We start from the raw sequence: 15,234 nt of genomic DNA on the forward strand, positions 1-15,234 counted from the left end.
GGTGGGGAGAGGTCCCCGCCCTGAGCAGGGCCGACGGGCGGCTCAGCGTCGGACCCAGGCCCTACGCTGAGCCGCATGTCCTACCCTCCACGAGAGCCCTACCCTCCCGCGGTCCGCCCCCTGCAGCAGGCGTACGCGCCCCAGCCCCAGGCCGCCCCGTGGGGAGCGGGCGGTGTCCCCGCGCCCGCGCAGGCCCCGTGGCAGCCGCCACGCCACCCCCGCGGGGGCACGGCCCTCGTCGCGGTCGGCAGCGCCGTCGCGGCCCTCGCGCTCGTCACCTCGATCTCCCAGATCGCCGTCATGACCAGCGCCTTCGGCGCCCTCGTCGGCAGCCTCGTGGCCCTCGTCCCGCTGCTCGCCGTGCTCCTCGGCATCCGGTGGGTCGACCGCTGGGAGCCCGAGCCGCGCTACGCCCTCCTGTTCGCCTTCCTCTGGGGCGCGGGCGTGTCCACCCTCGTCTCGCTGTGGCTCAACACGGCCTTCACCCAGGCCGTCTACCTCAGCACCGGCAACGTCGAGACCGCCGAGCTGCTCGGTGCGTCCGTCGGTGCCCCGATCATCGAGGAGTCCGCCAAGGGCCTCGGCGTGCTCATCCTCTTCCTCGCGCGGCGGCGCTACTTCGACGGACCGGTGGACGGCATCGTCTACGCCGCGATGATCGCTGCCGGGTTCGCCTTCGTCGAGAACATCCTCTACTTCGGCAGGTCCATGGAGATCCTCCCGCAGATCTTCGTCATGCGCGGGATCCTCTCCCCGTTCGCCCATGTGCTGTTCACCGTGGCCATCGGCATCGCCCTCGGGCTGGCGGCCCGCAGCCGCTCCTCCTACGCCTGGCTGTGGTCGCTGCCGATCGGCTGGCTGGTCGCGGTGCTGCTCCACGCGTTGTGGAACGGCAGCACCTTCACCGACTCCTTCTTCGGGCTGTACGTCCTCGTCCAGGTGCCGCTGTTCGTCTCGGCGGTCATCCTCGTGGTCTGGCTGCGCCGCCGGGAGCGCAGGGTCATCACCGGGCGGCTCGTCGAGTACGCCCGAGCCGGCTGGTTCGCCCCCCACGAGGTCACCATGCTCAGCTCCTTCCCCGCCCGGCGCGCCGCCCTCGCGTGGGCCGCCCGCGGCGGACCGGCCGCCAAGCGCGCGATGCGCGACTTCCAGCACTCGGCGACGGCGCTGGCGCTGGCCCGCCAGCGGTTCGCGACCGGTCGCCGGGAGCCCGGGTACCACCAGGGGGAGCGCGCCCTGCTCGACCGCGTCACCACCGCCCGCGCCACGTTCCTTCGCGCGCTCTCCCTCGCCCGGTAGGCGAACGGCCGGTTCCCCCGGACCGGCCGCACGGCATACTGGCGGCGTCCGTTTCCTCCCATTCCCCCGAGGTCACCGTGTCCCACGAGCACACCCCCGCAGAGGTCGGCACCGCACGCGTCAAGCGCGGCATGGCCGAGATGCTCAAGGGCGGCGTCATCATGGACGTCGTCACCCCGGACCAGGCGAGGATCGCCGAGGACGCCGGCGCCGTCGCCGTCATGGCCCTCGAGCGGGTCCCGGCCGACATCCGCGCCCAGGGCGGGGTCTCGCGGATGAGCGACCTCGACATGATCGACGGCATCATCGCCGCCGTCTCCATCCCGGTCATGGCCAAGGCGCGCATCGGCCACTTCGTCGAGGCACAGGTGCTCCAGGCCCTCGGTGTCGACTACGTCGACGAGTCCGAGGTGCTCACCCCGGCCGACTACGAGAACCACATCGACAAGTGGGCTTTCACCGTGCCTTTCGTCTGCGGCGCGACCAACCTCGGCGAGGCGCTGCGCCGGATCACCGAGGGCGCGGCGATGATCCGCTCCAAGGGCGAGGCCGGTACCGGGGACGTCTCCAACGCCACGACGCACATGCGCCGCATCCGCCAGGAGATCCGCCGGCTCACGTCCCTGCCCGAGGACGAGCTGTTCGTCGCGGCCAAGGACCTCCAGGCTCCCTACGAGCTCGTCCGTGAGGTCGCGCGCACCGGTGAGCTGCCCGTCGTGCTCTTCACCGCCGGCGGCATCGCCACTCCCGCGGACGCCGCGATGATGATGCAGCTCGGCGCGCAGGGTGTGTTCGTCGGCTCCGGCATCTTCAAGTCCGGCAACCCGGCGCAGCGCGCCGCGGCGATCGTCAAGGCGACGACCTTCTACGACGACCCCGGCGTCCTCGCGCAGGTCTCCCGCGGGCTGGGTGAGGCGATGGTCGGGATCAACGTCGACGACGTCCCGGTCCCGCACCGGCTGGCGGAGCGTGGCTGGTAGCCCGGCGTCCGGCTCCGGGCCCGACGACGTCCTCGGCTACGGCCTGGGGCCCGAGTGGGTGCCCGGACCCGACGGCATCCCGTTCCGGGCCGCGGCCCGCGTCGTCGTCCTCGACCCCGACGACCGGGTGCTCCTCGTGCGCGGGCACGACTCCGGGCAGACCTCGCGCTCGTGGTGGTTCACCGTCGGCGGGGGACTGGAGCCCGGCGAGGACGCCCGCGCCGGCGCGGTGCGCGAGCTCCGGGAGGAGACCGGCCTGCGGGTCGGGCCGGACGACCTCGAGGGGCCGGTCCTCGTCCGCAGCGCGGTGTTCGACTTCGCCCGCGTGACCTGCCGCCAGGACGAGGAGTTCTTCCTCGCCCGGGTGAGCGAGACGCGCCTGGACGTCACCGGGTGGACCGAGCTCGAGCGTGAGGTCGTCGACGAGCTGCGCTGGTGGGAGCTCGACGACCTCGACGCCGCGGTCGCCGCAGGTACGGTCGTCTACCCGGCAGGACTGGCGGCTCTCGTCCGCCGGCTCGCCGCCGGCTGGGACGGCAGCGTCGAGAGCGTCGTCGAGTGAGCGCGGGCTCGGGGCCGCCGACGATCGGGGTCCTCGCGCTCCAGGGTGACGTCCCCGAGCACCTCTCCGCGCTGGAGGCCGCCGGTGCCCGCGCGGTGCGCGTGCGGCGTCACGCCGAGCTCGGCGCGGTCGACGGCCTCGTCCTGCCGGGTGGCGAGTCGACGACGATGCGCACCCTCCTGTCCGCCTTCGACCTCCTCGATGGCCTGCGTGACCTCGTCCGCGCCGGCCTGCCGGTGTACGGCTCGTGCGCCGGCATGGTGCTCCTCGCCGACCGCGTCGTCGGCGCGGACGACGCGATCGTCGGCGGCATGGACGTCACCGTGCGGCGCAACGCCTTCGGCCGTCAGGTCGACTCCTTCGAGGAGGACCTCGACGCACCGTGGCTCGGCGGCGACGGTGCGCCGCTGCGCGCCGTGTACATCCGCGCGCCGTGGGTCGAGGAGGCCGGGGAGGACGTCGAGGTGCTCACCCGGGTGAGGTCCGGGCCTGCCGCCGGTAGGATCGTGGCAGCTCGACAGGGCGCGCTGCTCGCGACAGCCTTCCACCCGGAGATCGGCGGCGACGCGCGGGTACACCGTGCGTTCGTCGGCATGGTGCGTGCACACGCCTAGCGCAACCTGTCCCACGTCCCCGCGGGGATGCCGTCGTCGTCAGCAAGGAGCACACAGTGTCCGGTCACTCCAAGTGGGCCACCACCAAGCACAAGAAGGCCGCAATCGACGCCAAGCGGGGCAAGCTCTTCGCCCGCCTCATCAAGAACATCGAGGTGGCGGCCCGCACCGGTGGCGGTGACCCGGCCGGCAACCCGACCCTCTTCGACGCGATCCAGAAGGCGAAGAAGAACTCCGTCCCGGCCGACAACATCGACCGCGCGGTCAAGCGCGGCTCCGGCGCGGAGGCCGGCGGCGCCGACTACGAGACGATCATGTACGAGGGGTACGCCCCCGGCGGCGTCGCCGTCCTCGTCGAGTGCCTCACCGACAACCGCAACCGCGCCGCCTCCGACGTGCGCGTCGCCTTCACCCGCAACGGCGGCACCCTCGCCGACCCGGGCTCGGTCTCCTACCTGTTCAACCGGCGCGGTGTCGTCGTCGTGCCGAAGACGGACGGGCTCACCGAGGACGACGTCCTCGGGGCGGTCCTCGAGGCCGGCGCCGAGGAGGTCAACGACGAGGGCGAGACCTTCGAGGTCCTCAGCGAGGCCACCGACGTCGTGGCCGTGCGTACGGCGCTGCAGGAGGCGGGACTCGACTACGACTCCGCCGAGTCGCAGTTCGTGCCGTCGATGGAGGTGGAGGTCGACCTCGAGGGCGTGCGCAAGATCATGAAGCTCATCGACGCGCTCGAGGACTGCGACGACGTGCAGAACGTCTTCGCGAACTTCGACGCCTCGGACGAGGTGCTCGCGGCGCTCGACGAGGACTGAGACCACCCACACCCCGCTGTGTCGCTGCCGGGCCGTGTCCGGCCCGGCTGCGACACTCGTCCCATGCGCGTCCTCGGAGTCGACCCCGGCCTCACTCGCTGCGGCCTCGGCGTCGTCGACTCCGGACCGAGCCGTGAGCTGTCGGCCGTCGCCGTCGGGGTGCTGCGCACGCCCCCGGACATGCCGGTCCAGCAGCGGCTCCTCACCATCGCGGCCGGGATCGAGGAGTGGATCGTGCGCCACGACGTCGACGCCGTCGCCGTCGAGCGGGTCTTCGCCCAGCACAACGTCAGCTCGGTGATCGGCACCGCCCAGGTCGCGGGCCTGGCGATGGTCGCCGCCGCCCGGGCCGGCCTGCCCCTCGGCACGCACACCCCGAGCGAGGTGAAGGCAGCGGTGACCGGCAACGGCCGCGCCGACAAGCTCCAGGTCCAGGAGATGGTCCGGCGCATCCTGCGGCTCGCCGAGCGCCCCCAGCCCGCCGACGCCGCCGACGCCCTCGCCCTGGCCGTGTGCCACGTGTGGCGCGCTGGGACGCCCGGGGCGGGCACCTCCTCGCGCCAGGCGACACCGGCGCAGGAGGCCTGGGCGCGCGCCGAGCTCGCGGCGCGCCGTGCCCGGCCCGCCGTCCGCAGCCGTTAGGCTCTTCGCACACACGTTCGCCCGGGACCTGCCCGGGCGGGAATGGGAGCAGCCGTGATCGCCAGCGTCCGAGGGACCGTCGAGGCCGTGCGCCTCGACTCCGCGGTCCTCGAGGTCGGCGGGGTCGGGCTGCGCGTCCAGGCCACCCCGGCCACCCTCGCCGGGCTGCGTCACGGCGCCGAGGCGCGGATGGCCACCTCGCTCGTCGTGCGCGAGGACTCCCTCACGCTGTACGGCTTCGCCGACGACGACGAGCGCGAGGTCTTCGAGGTCCTCCAGACCGTCTCGGGGGTCGGGCCGCGGCTCGCCCTCGCCGTCCTGGCCGTCCACGGCCCCGACGCGCTGCGCGCCGCCGTCGCCGCGCAGGACGTCAACGCCCTGACGAAGGTGCCCGGCATCGGCAAGAAGGGCGCCCAGCGGATCCTCCTCGAGATCGGCGACAAGCTCGGCCCGGTGCGCTCCGGTGCGCCCGCGGTCCCGGCCGTCCAGGACTCCCGGCCCGAGGTGGTCGACGCGCTCGTCCAGCTCGGCTGGCCGGCGCGGGCCGCCGAGGACGCGGTGACGGCGGTGCTCGCCGAGGAGGATGGCGGCAGCGACGTCGCGGCCGTGCTCCGCGCCGCGCTGCAGTACCTCGGGGGCCGCGGCCGTGGCTGAGAACTACCTCGACGCCGAGGCGGACGAGCTCGAGCGGGCCGCGGAGGCCGCGCTGCGCCCGCGCCGCCTCGACGACTTCGTCGGCCAGGCCGTCGTGCGCGACCAGCTCGCCCTCGTCCTGGACGCCGCAAAGGCCCGCGGCACAGCGCCTGACCACGTCCTGCTGTCAGGTCCGCCCGGGCTCGGCAAGACGACGCTGGCGATGATCATCGCCGGCGAGGTCCAGGGCGCGCTGCGGCTCACCTCCGGCCCGGCGATCCAGCACCCCGGGGACCTCGCGGCCATCCTGTCCTCGCTGCAGGAGCACGACGTCCTGTTCATCGACGAGATCCACCGGCTCGCCCGGCCCGTCGAGGAGATGCTCTACCTGGCGATGGAGGACTTCCGCGTCGACGTCGTCGTCGGCAAGGGGCCCGGTGCCACCGCCATCCCGCTCACCCTCCCGCGCTTCACCGTCGTCGGCGCGACGACCCGCGCCGGCCTGCTGCCCGCGCCGCTGCGCGACCGCTTCGGGTTCACCGGGCACCTGGAGTTCTACTCACCGGGCGAGCTCGAGCAGGTGCTGCGCCGCAGCGCGCGGCTCCTCGGGGCCGAGCTCGAGCCCGCCGCCGCCGCCGAGCTGGCCGGCCGCTCCCGCGGGACCCCGCGTATCGCCAACCGGCTGCTGCGCCGCGTGCAGGACTGGGCACAGGTACGGGGGAGCGGGGCGCTCGACCTCCCCGCCACCCACGCCGCCCTCGACCTGTTCGAGGTGGACCGCCTCGGCCTCGACCGGCTCGACCGTGCCGTGCTGCTCGCCCTGTGCAAGCGGTTCAACGGCGGTCCGGTGGGGCTGTCCACCCTCGCCGTCGCGGTCGGGGAGGAGCCGGAGACCGTCGAGACCGTCGCCGAGCCGTTCCTCGTCCGCGAGGGCCTGGTCACCCGCACGCCGCGCGGCCGGGTCGCCACCGCGGCCGCCTACGCCCACCTCGGCCTGACCCGGCCGGAGGACGGCGCGCTCTGGTCCTGACCGAGGGGATGGTTCCCACCACTCCTCGCCGTCGCCTAGAATCAAGCAGTCTTTTGCCTCCGACGGGCGCGGGTTCTCTCCGCGCCTCGTCGCCACCTAGGGAGTAGTGCCGTGGAATTCCTCATCCTGATCGCCGTCTTCGGACTCATGATGTGGATGATGTCCCGGGGGGCGAAGAAGCAGCGTCAGGCCGCCATCGACCTCCGCAACAGCCTCGAGGTCGGCCAGCAGGTCATGACCGCGTCCGGCTTCTACGGGACCATCGTCGACATCGACGGCGACGTCATCACCATCGAGTCCACGCCGGGCGTCGAGACCATGTGGAAGCGCGAGGCGATCGCCTCCGTGACCGAGCCGCCGTTCGCCGTCGAGGACGAGGAGGAGCTCGTCGAGGAGGACGAGGTCGCCACCGTGTCCGTGCCCGACGACGCGTCCTCGCTCACCTCCGCCCCCGGCGTGGTCGGCGAGACCGAGCGTCCCGCCGCAGAGACCGAGCTCGCGACCGACGAGCCGGCCGACCGTACGGGCGACGAGCCCGACGAGCGCCGCGCCTGAGCGCGCGGTAGAGAAGAGAAGACCGCGTTGGCGACCACCGCCCCACGCCCTCTGCGCAGGATCGTCTTCCTGTTCGTCATCATCGCGGTCCTCTTCGGATCCGTCGCGATCGGACAGCAGGTCAGCGACGACTCCGAGGGTGAGCTCGGCCCGTCCTTCGTCCCAGGGCTCGCACTCGACCTCGAGGGCGGCGTCCAGCTCATCCTCACCCCGCGCCTCGACCCCGAGGCCGAGGGTGGCGACGGCGAGATCACCGACGAGGACATCGACCAGGCGATCGAGATCATCCGCCAGCGCGTCGACGCCTCCGGTGTCGCCGAGGCCGAGATCACCCGCCAGGGCTCGAACAACATCGTCGTCGGCCTCCCGGGCAACCCCGACGAGGCGACCCTGGACCTCGTGCGCCAGTCCGCCCAGCTGCGCTTCCGGCCCGTGCTCGCGGTCACCGACCCGACGCCGATCGACCCGAACCAGGAGGGCCTGCCCACCGCGCCGGAGTCCGACGCGCAGGCCGCCGCCCCCGAGGGGGAGGTCGCCACGCAGGCCCCGGCCGACGGCGCCACCGAGGAGCCCTCCGCCGAGGCCCCCGCAGCGGACGCGAACGAGCCCGCCGCCGACCGTGACGCCATCGAGCAGGCCGCGTTCGCCGTCGCCGACGAGAACGCCGACGGCCAGCTGTCCGACACGCCCGCGACCCAGCCGGCGACGAACAGCGACCCGAGCTGGATCACCGAGCAGCTCGTCTACGACATGTACACCCTGGACTGCACCGACCCGGCGAACCTCGTCGGCGGCGTCGAGGACGACGGCGCCGCCCCGCTCGTGGCCTGCTCCCAGGACGGCATGGCCAAGTACATCCTCGGCCCGGTCGACGTCGAGGGCACGCAGGTCGAGTCCGCGACCTCCGGGCTCGAGGTCACCCAGGCCGGCACGACGACCAACAACTGGGTCGTCAACATCGAGTTCAACCGCGAGGGCACCGAGCTCTTCGCCGAGGTCTCCGAGCGCCTCTTCGCCCAGCAGCCGCCGCTCAACCAGTTCGGCATCGTGCTCGACGGGCTCGTCATCTCCGCCCCGCAGATGAACTCCCCGATCCTCGACGGGAACGCGCAGATCTCCGGCAACTTCACCCGCGAGAGTGCGAACACCCTGGCGAACCAGCTGAACTTCGGCTCCCTGCCGCTGAACTTCGAGGTGCAGAGCGAGGAGCAGATCTCCGCGACGCTCGGCTCGGAGCACCTGCGCAACGGCCTCATCGCCGGCGTCGCCGGTCTCGTCCTCGTCGCGCTGTACCTGCTGTGGCAGTACCGGGGCCTGGCGCTCGTCGCCGTCGGCAGCCTCCTCATCGCTGCGGTCGCCACCTACGGCGCGATCATCGTCCTGTCGTGGCTGCAGGGCTACCGGCTCTCCCTCGCGGGCGTCGCCGGACTCATCGTCGCCGTCGGCATCACCGCCGACTCCTTCATCCTCTACTTCGAGCGCATCCGTGACGAGATCCGTGAGGGGAGGACGCTCGCCGGCGCCGTCGAGCACGGCTGGAACCGCGCCAAGCGCACGATCGTCATCTCCGACCTCGTCACGCTGCTCGCGGCCGTCATCCTCTACTTCCTCGCGGTCGGCGGGGTGCGCGGGTTCGCCTTCACCCTCGGCCTCACGACGGTCATCGACCTCGTCGTCGTCTTCCTCTTCACCCACCCGACGATGCAGCTGCTCATCCGCACCCGCTTCTTCGGGGAGGGCCACCGCTTCTCGGGTCTGGACCCCGAGAGCGTGGGCGTGTCACGCGCCTCCTACCGCGGCCGTGGCCGCGTCGAGCCCGCTCCCCGGCCGCGGCAGACCGCCGGTGCCGACCGCCCTGCCAAGCAGAACGGTGAGCGCCTGACCATCGCCCAGCGACGTGCCGCCGAGCGGCGTGCCGCGCAGGAGTCGGCCACCACCACCATGACCGAGGAGGACGGCCGATGATGAGCCTGGCCCAGCTGGGCAACCAGCTCCACACCGGCGAGCGGTCCATCCCGTTCGTCCAGCGCGGCCGCACCTGGCTCACCGCCGCGCTCATCCTCGTCCTGCTGTCCGTCGGCCTCGTGGTCTTCAAGGGCATCAACGCGGGCATCGAGTTCCGCGGCGGCTCGCAGTTCACCATCACCGGCACCCAGTCGCTCGAGCAGCAGCCCGCGCTCGACGTCGTCGGTGAGCTCGGTCAGGTGGCCCGCGTGTCGACCGTCGGGTCCTCCGCGATCCGGGTGCAGACCCAGGAGCTGACGACCGAGCAGACCGACACGGTCCGCCAGGGGCTGGCCGAGGCCTACGACGTGCCCGAGGCGGACGTCACGTCGACGTTCATCGGCCCCTCGTGGGGCCAGGACATCACCCGCCAGGCGATCCAGGGCCTCCTGGTGTTCATCGTCATCGTCGCCATCGTGCTGTCGGTGTACTTCCGCAGCTGGCAGATGGCCACGGCGGCGCTCGTCGCGCTGTTCCACGACATCATCCTCACCGTGGGCGTCTACTCGCTCATCGGCTGGGAGGTCACCCCCGCGACGGTCATCGGTCTCCTCACGATCCTCGGCTACTCGCTCTACGACACCGTCGTCGTCTTCGACAAGGTCCGCGAGAACACCGAGCACCTCACCGAGCAGCACGAGCGCACCTACGCCGAGCTGTCGAACCTCGCGGTGAACCAGACGCTCGTCCGTTCGATCAACACCTCCCTCACCTCGTTGCTGCCCGTCGGCTCGATCCTCTTCGTCGGCGCGCTGCTGCTCGGGGCGGGGACCCTGCGGGACATCGCGCTCGCCCTGTTCGTCGGCATGCTCGTCTCCACCATCTCCTCGGTGTTCGTGGCCACCCCGCTCCAGGTGCTGCTGCACCAGCGCGACGCGACGGTGCGCCAGCACACCGCGGAGGTGCTCGAGCGCCGCCGCAAGGTGACCGGCAGCGAGGAGATCCCCGCCGCCGTCGTCGCCGTCGAGGAGGACAATGTCGCCGGCCACCACCGTGGTCAGGCGGCTCAGCCCAAGCGCCGGAAGGGGCGTAAGTGACCGAGTTCCCCGCCGAGCTCACCCAGATGCTCGACTCCCATGTGCACGTCGTCCCCAACTTCCCTGAGCCGGGTGTGCTCTTCCGGGACATCACCCCGCTCCTCGCCGACGGGCCGGCCTTCGCCGCCCTCGTCGACGCCCTCGCCGAGCGGTACCGGGGCAAGATCGACGCCGTCGCGGGCCTGGAGTCGCGCGGGTTCATCCTCGCCGCCCCGCTGGCCCACGCGCTGGGCGTCGGCATGGTGACGATCCGCAAGGCCGGTCGTCTGCCCGGCGACGTCATCGGCGTGGACTACACGCTGGAGTACGGTACGGCGCGCCTCGAGCTGCGTCCGGAGACCGTGACGGCGGGTCACCGCGTCCTCATCATCGACGACGTCCTCGCCACCGGCGGCACCGCGCGTGCCGCGATCGAGCTCATCGAGTCCGCCGGTGCGGAGGTCGCGGCCCTCACCATGCTCCTCGAGCTCGAGGAGCTCGGGGGACGCTCGAGGCTCACCGACTACCCGCTCGACAGCATCCTGCGCTACTGACGCGCGGGGCGCCCCGCCGGTACCGCGATCCGCTGCGGGGGCGCCTAGAATGGGCCGATGGCTGAGGACACGGTGAACGGGGCGACGCCGGACGCGCGCGCCCCCCGCGTGCGCTCCCGCTTCGCCATCCTCGGCGCGCGGGGGCACTCGGCGTCGCCGGCGATCGAGCCGGTCCTGCACGCCCTGCGCTCCAACCACCCGCGCGCGGACACCGCGCTCATCGAACGTGCCTTCACCGTCGCGGAGAAGGCGCACCGGGGCCAGCTGCGCAAGAGCGGTGACCCCTACATCACCCACCCGGTCGCGGTGACGACCATCCTCGCCGAGCTCGGCATGACGGTGCCCACCCTGGCCGCGGCCCTGCTCCACGACACCGTCGAGGACACCGACTACTCCCTGGACCAGCTGCGCGCGGACTTCGGGGAGGAGATCGCGCTCCTCGTCGACGGCGTCACCAAGCTCGACAAGGTCACCTACGGCGAGGCGGCCGAGGCCGAGACCGTGCGCAAGATGGTCGTCGCGATGGCCCGCGACATCCGCGTCCTCGTCATCAAGCTCGCCGACCGTCTCCACAACGCCCGGACGTGGAAGTACGTCTCGGCGAAGTCCGCGCAGCGAAAGGCCCGCGAGACGCTGGAGATCTACGCGCCGCTGGCCCACCGGCTGGGCATGAACACCATCAAGTGGGAGCTGGAGGACCTGTCCTTCGCCACCCTCTACCCCAAGGTGTACGACGAGATCGTCCACCTCGTCGCCGAGCGCGCGCCCGCCCGTGACGAGTACCTCTCCACCGTCCGCACGCAGATCGAGGCCGACCTGCGCGCGAGCAAGATCCGCGCGACGGTCACCGGGCGGCCCAAGCACTACTACTCGATCTACCAGAAGATGATCGTGCGCGGCCGCGACTTCGACGACATCTTCGACCTCGTCGGCGTGCGGGTGCTCGTCGACAGCGTCAAGGACTGCTACGGCGTCCTCGGCACGATGCACGCGCGCTGGAACCCCCTGCCCGGGCGGTTCAAGGACTACATCGCGATGCCGAAGTTCAACCTCTACCAGTCGCTGCACACGACGGTCGTGGGGCCGGGCGGCAAGCCGGTGGAGATCCAGATCCGCACCCACGACATGCACCGCCGCGCGGAGTACGGCGTGGCCGCGCACTGGAAGTACAAGGAGATCGCCCGCGGCGGCGACGGTGGCGCCCCGAAGGGCGCCGAGGACATGGGGTGGCTGCGCCAGCTCGTGGACTGGCAGCGGGAGACCGCGGACCCGGGGGAGTTCCTCGACTCGCTCCGCTTCGAGATCTCCGGCTCGCAGACCTACGTGTTCACGCCGAAGGGCGACGTCATCGCCCTGGCTCCCGGGGCGACGCCGGTGGACTTCGCCTACGCGGTCCACACCGAGGTCGGGCACCGCACGGTGGGTGCACGCGTCAACGGGCGCCTCGTCCCGCTCGGCTCGAAGCTCGAGAACGGCGACACGGTGGAGGTCTTCACCTCCAAGTCCGAGACCGCCGGTCCGAGCCGCGACTGGCTGAACTTCGTCACGACGCCGCGCGCGCGGAACAAGATCCGCGCCTGGTTCACCAAGGAGCGGCGCGAGGAGGCGATCGAGGCAGGCAAGAGCAGCATCGCCCGCGCGATGCGCAAGCAGAACCTGCCGATCCAGCGGCTCATGTCGCACGACTCGCTCAACGCGCTGGCCCACGAGCTCAACTACGCCGACGTCTCGGCGCTGTACGCGGCGGTCGGGGAGAGCCAGGTCTCCGCGACGAGCATCGTGCAGAAGCTCGTCCACACGATGGGCGGGGAGTCCGGCGCCGAGGAGGACCTCGCCGAGGCGACGATGCCGGGGGAGACGCGTCCCCGGCTGCGCGCCGGGGACCCGGGCATCGCGGTCAAGGGCATGGACGCGGGCGACCTGTGGGTCAAGCTGGCCCGCTGCTGCACACCCGTGCCGGGGGACCCCATCGTCGGTTTCGTCACCCGCGGCTCCGGCGTCTCGGTCCACCGCGCCGACTGCGGCAACCTCGAGAGCCTGCGCAACGAGCCCGAGCGCATGGTCGACGTCGAGTGGTCCCGGCAGGGCCAGAGCTCCTTCCTCGTCCAGATCCAGGTCGAGGCGCTGGACCGCGCCGGCCTGCTCTCCGACGTCACGCGGGTGCTCTCGGAGAACCACGTGAACATCCTCTCCGCCCAGGTGCAGACGAGCCGGGACCGGGTGGCCCTGTCGAAGTTCGTCTTCGAGATGGCCGAGCCCTCCCACCTCGGGCACGTGCTGTCCGCGGTGCGACGGATCGACGGCGTCTTCGACGTCTACCGCATCACCGGCGCCCGCTCTGGTCGCACCGACACGGTGAGCCGCTCGACGCACTGATCTCCACAGGGCGCGGCCGCGGGCGGCAGGTCCACAGGCAACGCCCGGCGTGCAGCGCCACCCTGGCTGGCGGGGCAGGCTCACGGCATGCCGAGCGCACTGTCCTGGCTGGACCCCGCAGCGCCGTCCCCGCTCACCTGGGGGGCGGGTGAGGGCTGGGAGGCCGCGGCGCTGCGGCACGACGGGCTGGTCGGGCCCACCCCGACCGGTGCCGAGGCGGCCGTCGACCTCAGGGCCTCACCGGCGGGGCGGGCCGGGCTGCTGCGCGAGGCGCTCGTGCCCGGCTCCGCGCTGGCGCGCACGACCGCCCTGTGGGTGCACACCGGCCGTCTCCTCGCCCTGCGCACCGAGCTCGTCGTCCCTCCGGAGCGGCGCGTCGAGGGCGGCGGCGTCGTCCACCGTCAGCACCTCGCGCCCGGGGACGTCGCGCTGGTGGCCGGGGTACCGACGACGACTCCCGTACGTACCGCCGTCGACCTGCTGTGCTTCGCCGCGCCGGGCACCGCCGTCCCCGGCGCCCGCGCCCTGCTCGCCCACGGGCTGCCCGCCGAGGCGGTGCGGCGGGCGCTCGTCCAGCCCGCCCGGCGACTGCCCGGCCGCCGGGCGCTGTCCCTCCTCGCGGTGGCGCTGACGCCACCGGGCCGGCACCCGTGATGACGGATGCCGGCCCGGTGGTGGTGGTCGACTGCCGGTCAGCTGCCGGCGGTGCGCAGGATCTGGTCGAGCCAGGTCTTGCGGGTCTCGAGGGACTCGAGCGCGGCCTTCTCCGCAGCGGTGTCACCCGCGGCGCGGGCCGCCGCCAGCTGCGCCTCGAGCGCGTCGATCGCCTCGTAGAGCTGGGCCGCGGCGCCCTGCGCGCGGGCCTGCTTCTCCGGGTCGGACGTCTTCCAGCGCTCCTGGTCCGCATCGCGCACCGCCTGCTCGACGGCCCGCATCCGGGCCTCGACGCGCTGGACGTCGGCCCGCGGCACCTTGCCGGCCTCGTCCCACTTGTCCTGGATCGGGCGCAGCGCCGCCTTGGCGGCCTCCGGGTCGGTGACCGGCAGGAGCGCCTCCGCCTCCTCCAGGAGCCGCAGCTTGGCCTCGAGGTTGGCCGAGTACTCGGCGTCGATCTGCGCGTTCTCCGACTCCCGCGCCTCGAAGAAGCGCTGGCGGGCGGCGCGGAAGCGCGCCCACAGGGCGTCGTCCTCCTTGCGGCTCGCGCGCCCCGCCGCCTTCCAGCGGTCCATGAGGTCGCGGTAGGCGGCCGAGGTACGGCCCCAGTCCGTGGAGGTCGAGAGTGCCTCCGCCTCGGCGATGAGCTGCTCCTTGGCCTTCTTCGCCTCGGACTGCGCCGCGTCGAGCTGGGAGAAGTAGTGACCACGGTTGCGGTCGAACGTCGTGCGGGCGCGGGAGAACCGCTTCCACAGGCTGTCCTCGCTCGGGCGGTCGAGACGCGGGCCGTTGCGCTGCGCCTGCTTCCACTCCTCGAGCAGCGTGCGCAGCTCCTCGCCGCTGGACCGCCAGTGGACCTTCGCGGGGTCGGTGGCGGCGATGGCCTCGGCGCGCTCGACGATGGTGGTCCGCTCGGCCAGCGCCTGGGCCTTGGCGGCCTCGCGCTCCGCGTTGATCTCCCGGCGCCGCTCCTTGGCCCGCTCACGCACGGCCTCGAGGCGGGAGCGCAGCCCGTCGAGGTCGCCCACGGCGGCCGGCTCGGCGAGCGCCTCGGTGAGGGTGGCGATCGTCTGGTCGATCTCCTTGATCTGCAGCTGCGGCAGCCGGGTCTCGAACAGTGCCACCTGGGCCTGGAGGTCGAGGAAGCGGCGGACGTAGAAGGCCAGCGCCTCGTCGGTGTCCGCGCCGGTGTACTGGCCCACCGTGCGCTCACCGGCGGCCTCGCGGACCCACACGGTGCCGTCGGGGTCCACCCGGCCCCAGGCGGCCGCGGCGGCTGCCTCCTTGCTGTCGTCGATGACGGGCGCCACGACGGTCACGGCCGGGGCGGGGGTGCCCGGGGTGCGCTTGGGCAGCGCCGACGGCTTGGGCAGCGACGAGGGCTTGGGCACGACGGCCGGACGCGGGGCGGCGTCGACCTCGATCGAGCCGCCCGGCTCCTCGGCGCCTGCCTCGGCCGCCGGCTGCTCCTCGGCGGGAGTCGGGGCGGGCTCCTCGGCG

General features: G+C 72.7%; 15 protein-coding genes. 14 read left to right on the forward strand and 1 reads right to left on the reverse strand.

The window, feature by feature from the left end:
* Positions 1-75: 75 nt before the first annotated feature.
* The 14 genes from FHE66_RS03680 (at position 76) to FHE66_RS03745 (ending at position 13,734) form a co-directional block, all read left to right on the forward strand.
* Positions 76-1,299, forward strand: a complete 1,224-nt coding sequence (locus FHE66_RS03680) for a PrsW family intramembrane metalloprotease (protein WP_139071631.1) — start codon at positions 76-78, stop codon at positions 1,297-1,299.
* Positions 1,300-1,376: 77 nt separating this feature from the next.
* On the forward strand, positions 1,377-2,279 hold the full coding sequence (gene pdxS, locus FHE66_RS03685) for a pyridoxal 5'-phosphate synthase lyase subunit PdxS (protein WP_139071632.1): 903 nt from the start codon (positions 1,377-1,379) through the stop codon (positions 2,277-2,279).
* Positions 2,269-2,841 (forward strand): NUDIX hydrolase, encoded by a 573-nt coding sequence (locus FHE66_RS03690; protein ID WP_139071633.1) that lies wholly within the window; start codon positions 2,269-2,271, stop codon positions 2,839-2,841. Before pdxS ends, FHE66_RS03690 begins: the two co-directional genes overlap by 11 nt.
* Entirely contained in the window at positions 2,838-3,455 is a 618-nt protein-coding gene (gene pdxT / locus FHE66_RS03695; protein ID WP_176554630.1) for a pyridoxal 5'-phosphate synthase glutaminase subunit PdxT, read from the forward strand. Before FHE66_RS03690 ends, pdxT begins: the two co-directional genes overlap by 4 nt.
* Positions 3,456-3,511: 56 nt before the next feature.
* A complete protein-coding gene (locus tag FHE66_RS03700) occupies positions 3,512-4,270 on the forward strand; it encodes a YebC/PmpR family DNA-binding transcriptional regulator (protein ID WP_139071634.1) in 759 nt (252 codons plus the stop codon).
* A gap of 63 nt (positions 4,271-4,333) precedes the next feature.
* Positions 4,334-4,912: a crossover junction endodeoxyribonuclease RuvC gene (gene ruvC / locus FHE66_RS03705; protein ID WP_139071635.1), complete on the forward strand. Its 579-nt coding sequence runs from the start codon at positions 4,334-4,336 to the stop codon at positions 4,910-4,912.
* Positions 4,913-4,966: 54 nt separating this feature from the next.
* Positions 4,967-5,566, forward strand: a complete 600-nt coding sequence (gene ruvA, locus FHE66_RS03710; protein WP_139071636.1) for a Holliday junction branch migration protein RuvA — start codon at positions 4,967-4,969, stop codon at positions 5,564-5,566.
* Positions 5,559-6,575, forward strand: coding sequence for a Holliday junction branch migration DNA helicase RuvB (gene ruvB / locus FHE66_RS03715; RefSeq protein WP_230976369.1), 1,017 nt, complete (start codon positions 5,559-5,561; stop codon positions 6,573-6,575). Before ruvA ends, ruvB begins: the two co-directional genes overlap by 8 nt.
* Before the next feature lie 111 nt (positions 6,576-6,686).
* On the forward strand, positions 6,687-7,130 hold the full coding sequence (gene yajC, locus FHE66_RS03720) for a preprotein translocase subunit YajC (RefSeq protein ID WP_139071638.1): 444 nt from the start codon (positions 6,687-6,689) through the stop codon (positions 7,128-7,130).
* 27 nt (positions 7,131-7,157) lie between these two features.
* Positions 7,158-9,095: a protein translocase subunit SecD gene (secD, locus tag FHE66_RS03725; protein ID WP_139071639.1), complete on the forward strand. Its 1,938-nt coding sequence runs from the start codon at positions 7,158-7,160 to the stop codon at positions 9,093-9,095.
* Entirely contained in the window at positions 9,095-10,171 is a 1,077-nt protein-coding gene (secF, locus tag FHE66_RS03730) for a protein translocase subunit SecF (protein WP_330998286.1), read from the forward strand. Before secD ends, secF begins: the two co-directional genes overlap by 1 nt.
* Positions 10,172-10,197: 26 nt before the next feature.
* Positions 10,198-10,704 (forward strand): adenine phosphoribosyltransferase, encoded by a 507-nt coding sequence (locus tag FHE66_RS03735; RefSeq protein WP_139071658.1) that lies wholly within the window; start codon positions 10,198-10,200, stop codon positions 10,702-10,704.
* A gap of 57 nt (positions 10,705-10,761) precedes the next feature.
* Positions 10,762-13,080 carry a bifunctional (p)ppGpp synthetase/guanosine-3',5'-bis(diphosphate) 3'-pyrophosphohydrolase gene (locus tag FHE66_RS03740; protein WP_139071641.1) on the forward strand — a complete coding sequence of 773 codons (2,319 nt, stop codon included), beginning with the start codon at positions 10,762-10,764 and terminating at the stop codon, positions 13,078-13,080.
* A gap of 87 nt (positions 13,081-13,167) precedes the next feature.
* Entirely contained in the window at positions 13,168-13,734 is a 567-nt protein-coding gene (locus FHE66_RS03745) for a hypothetical protein (RefSeq protein WP_139071642.1), read from the forward strand.
* Between the two features lie 38 nt (positions 13,735-13,772).
* On the opposite strand, the gene FHE66_RS03750 is transcribed toward FHE66_RS03745, so the two are convergent.
* Positions 13,773-15,234, reverse strand: a 1,462-nt coding sequence (locus tag FHE66_RS03750; RefSeq protein WP_139071643.1) for a DUF349 domain-containing protein, incomplete at its 5' end; no start/stop codon positions are given.

It is taken from the genome of Georgenia sp. 311 (genome assembly GCF_006151955.1).
In the GTDB taxonomy this organism is placed as follows: domain Bacteria; phylum Actinomycetota; class Actinomycetes; order Actinomycetales; family Actinomycetaceae; genus Oceanitalea; species Oceanitalea wutianyii.

Bases quoted from the DNA above. Each gene is read 5' to 3' on its own strand.
- FHE66_RS03680 (WP_139071631.1), top strand. From the start codon at position 76: ATGTCCTACCCTCCACGAGAGCCCTACCCTCCCGCGGTCCGCCCCCTG.
- ruvC (WP_139071635.1), top strand. From the start codon at position 4,334: ATGCGCGTCCTCGGAGTCGACCCCGGCCTCACTCGCTGCGGCCTCGGC.
- secF (WP_330998286.1), top strand. From the start codon at position 9,095: ATGAGCCTGGCCCAGCTGGGCAACCAGCTCCACACCGGCGAGCGGTCC.
- FHE66_RS03735 (WP_139071658.1), top strand. From the start codon at position 10,198: ATGCTCGACTCCCATGTGCACGTCGTCCCCAACTTCCCTGAGCCGGGT.
- FHE66_RS03740 (WP_139071641.1), top strand. From the start codon at position 10,762: ATGGCTGAGGACACGGTGAACGGGGCGACGCCGGACGCGCGCGCCCCC.
- FHE66_RS03745 (WP_139071642.1), top strand. From the start codon at position 13,168: ATGCCGAGCGCACTGTCCTGGCTGGACCCCGCAGCGCCGTCCCCGCTC.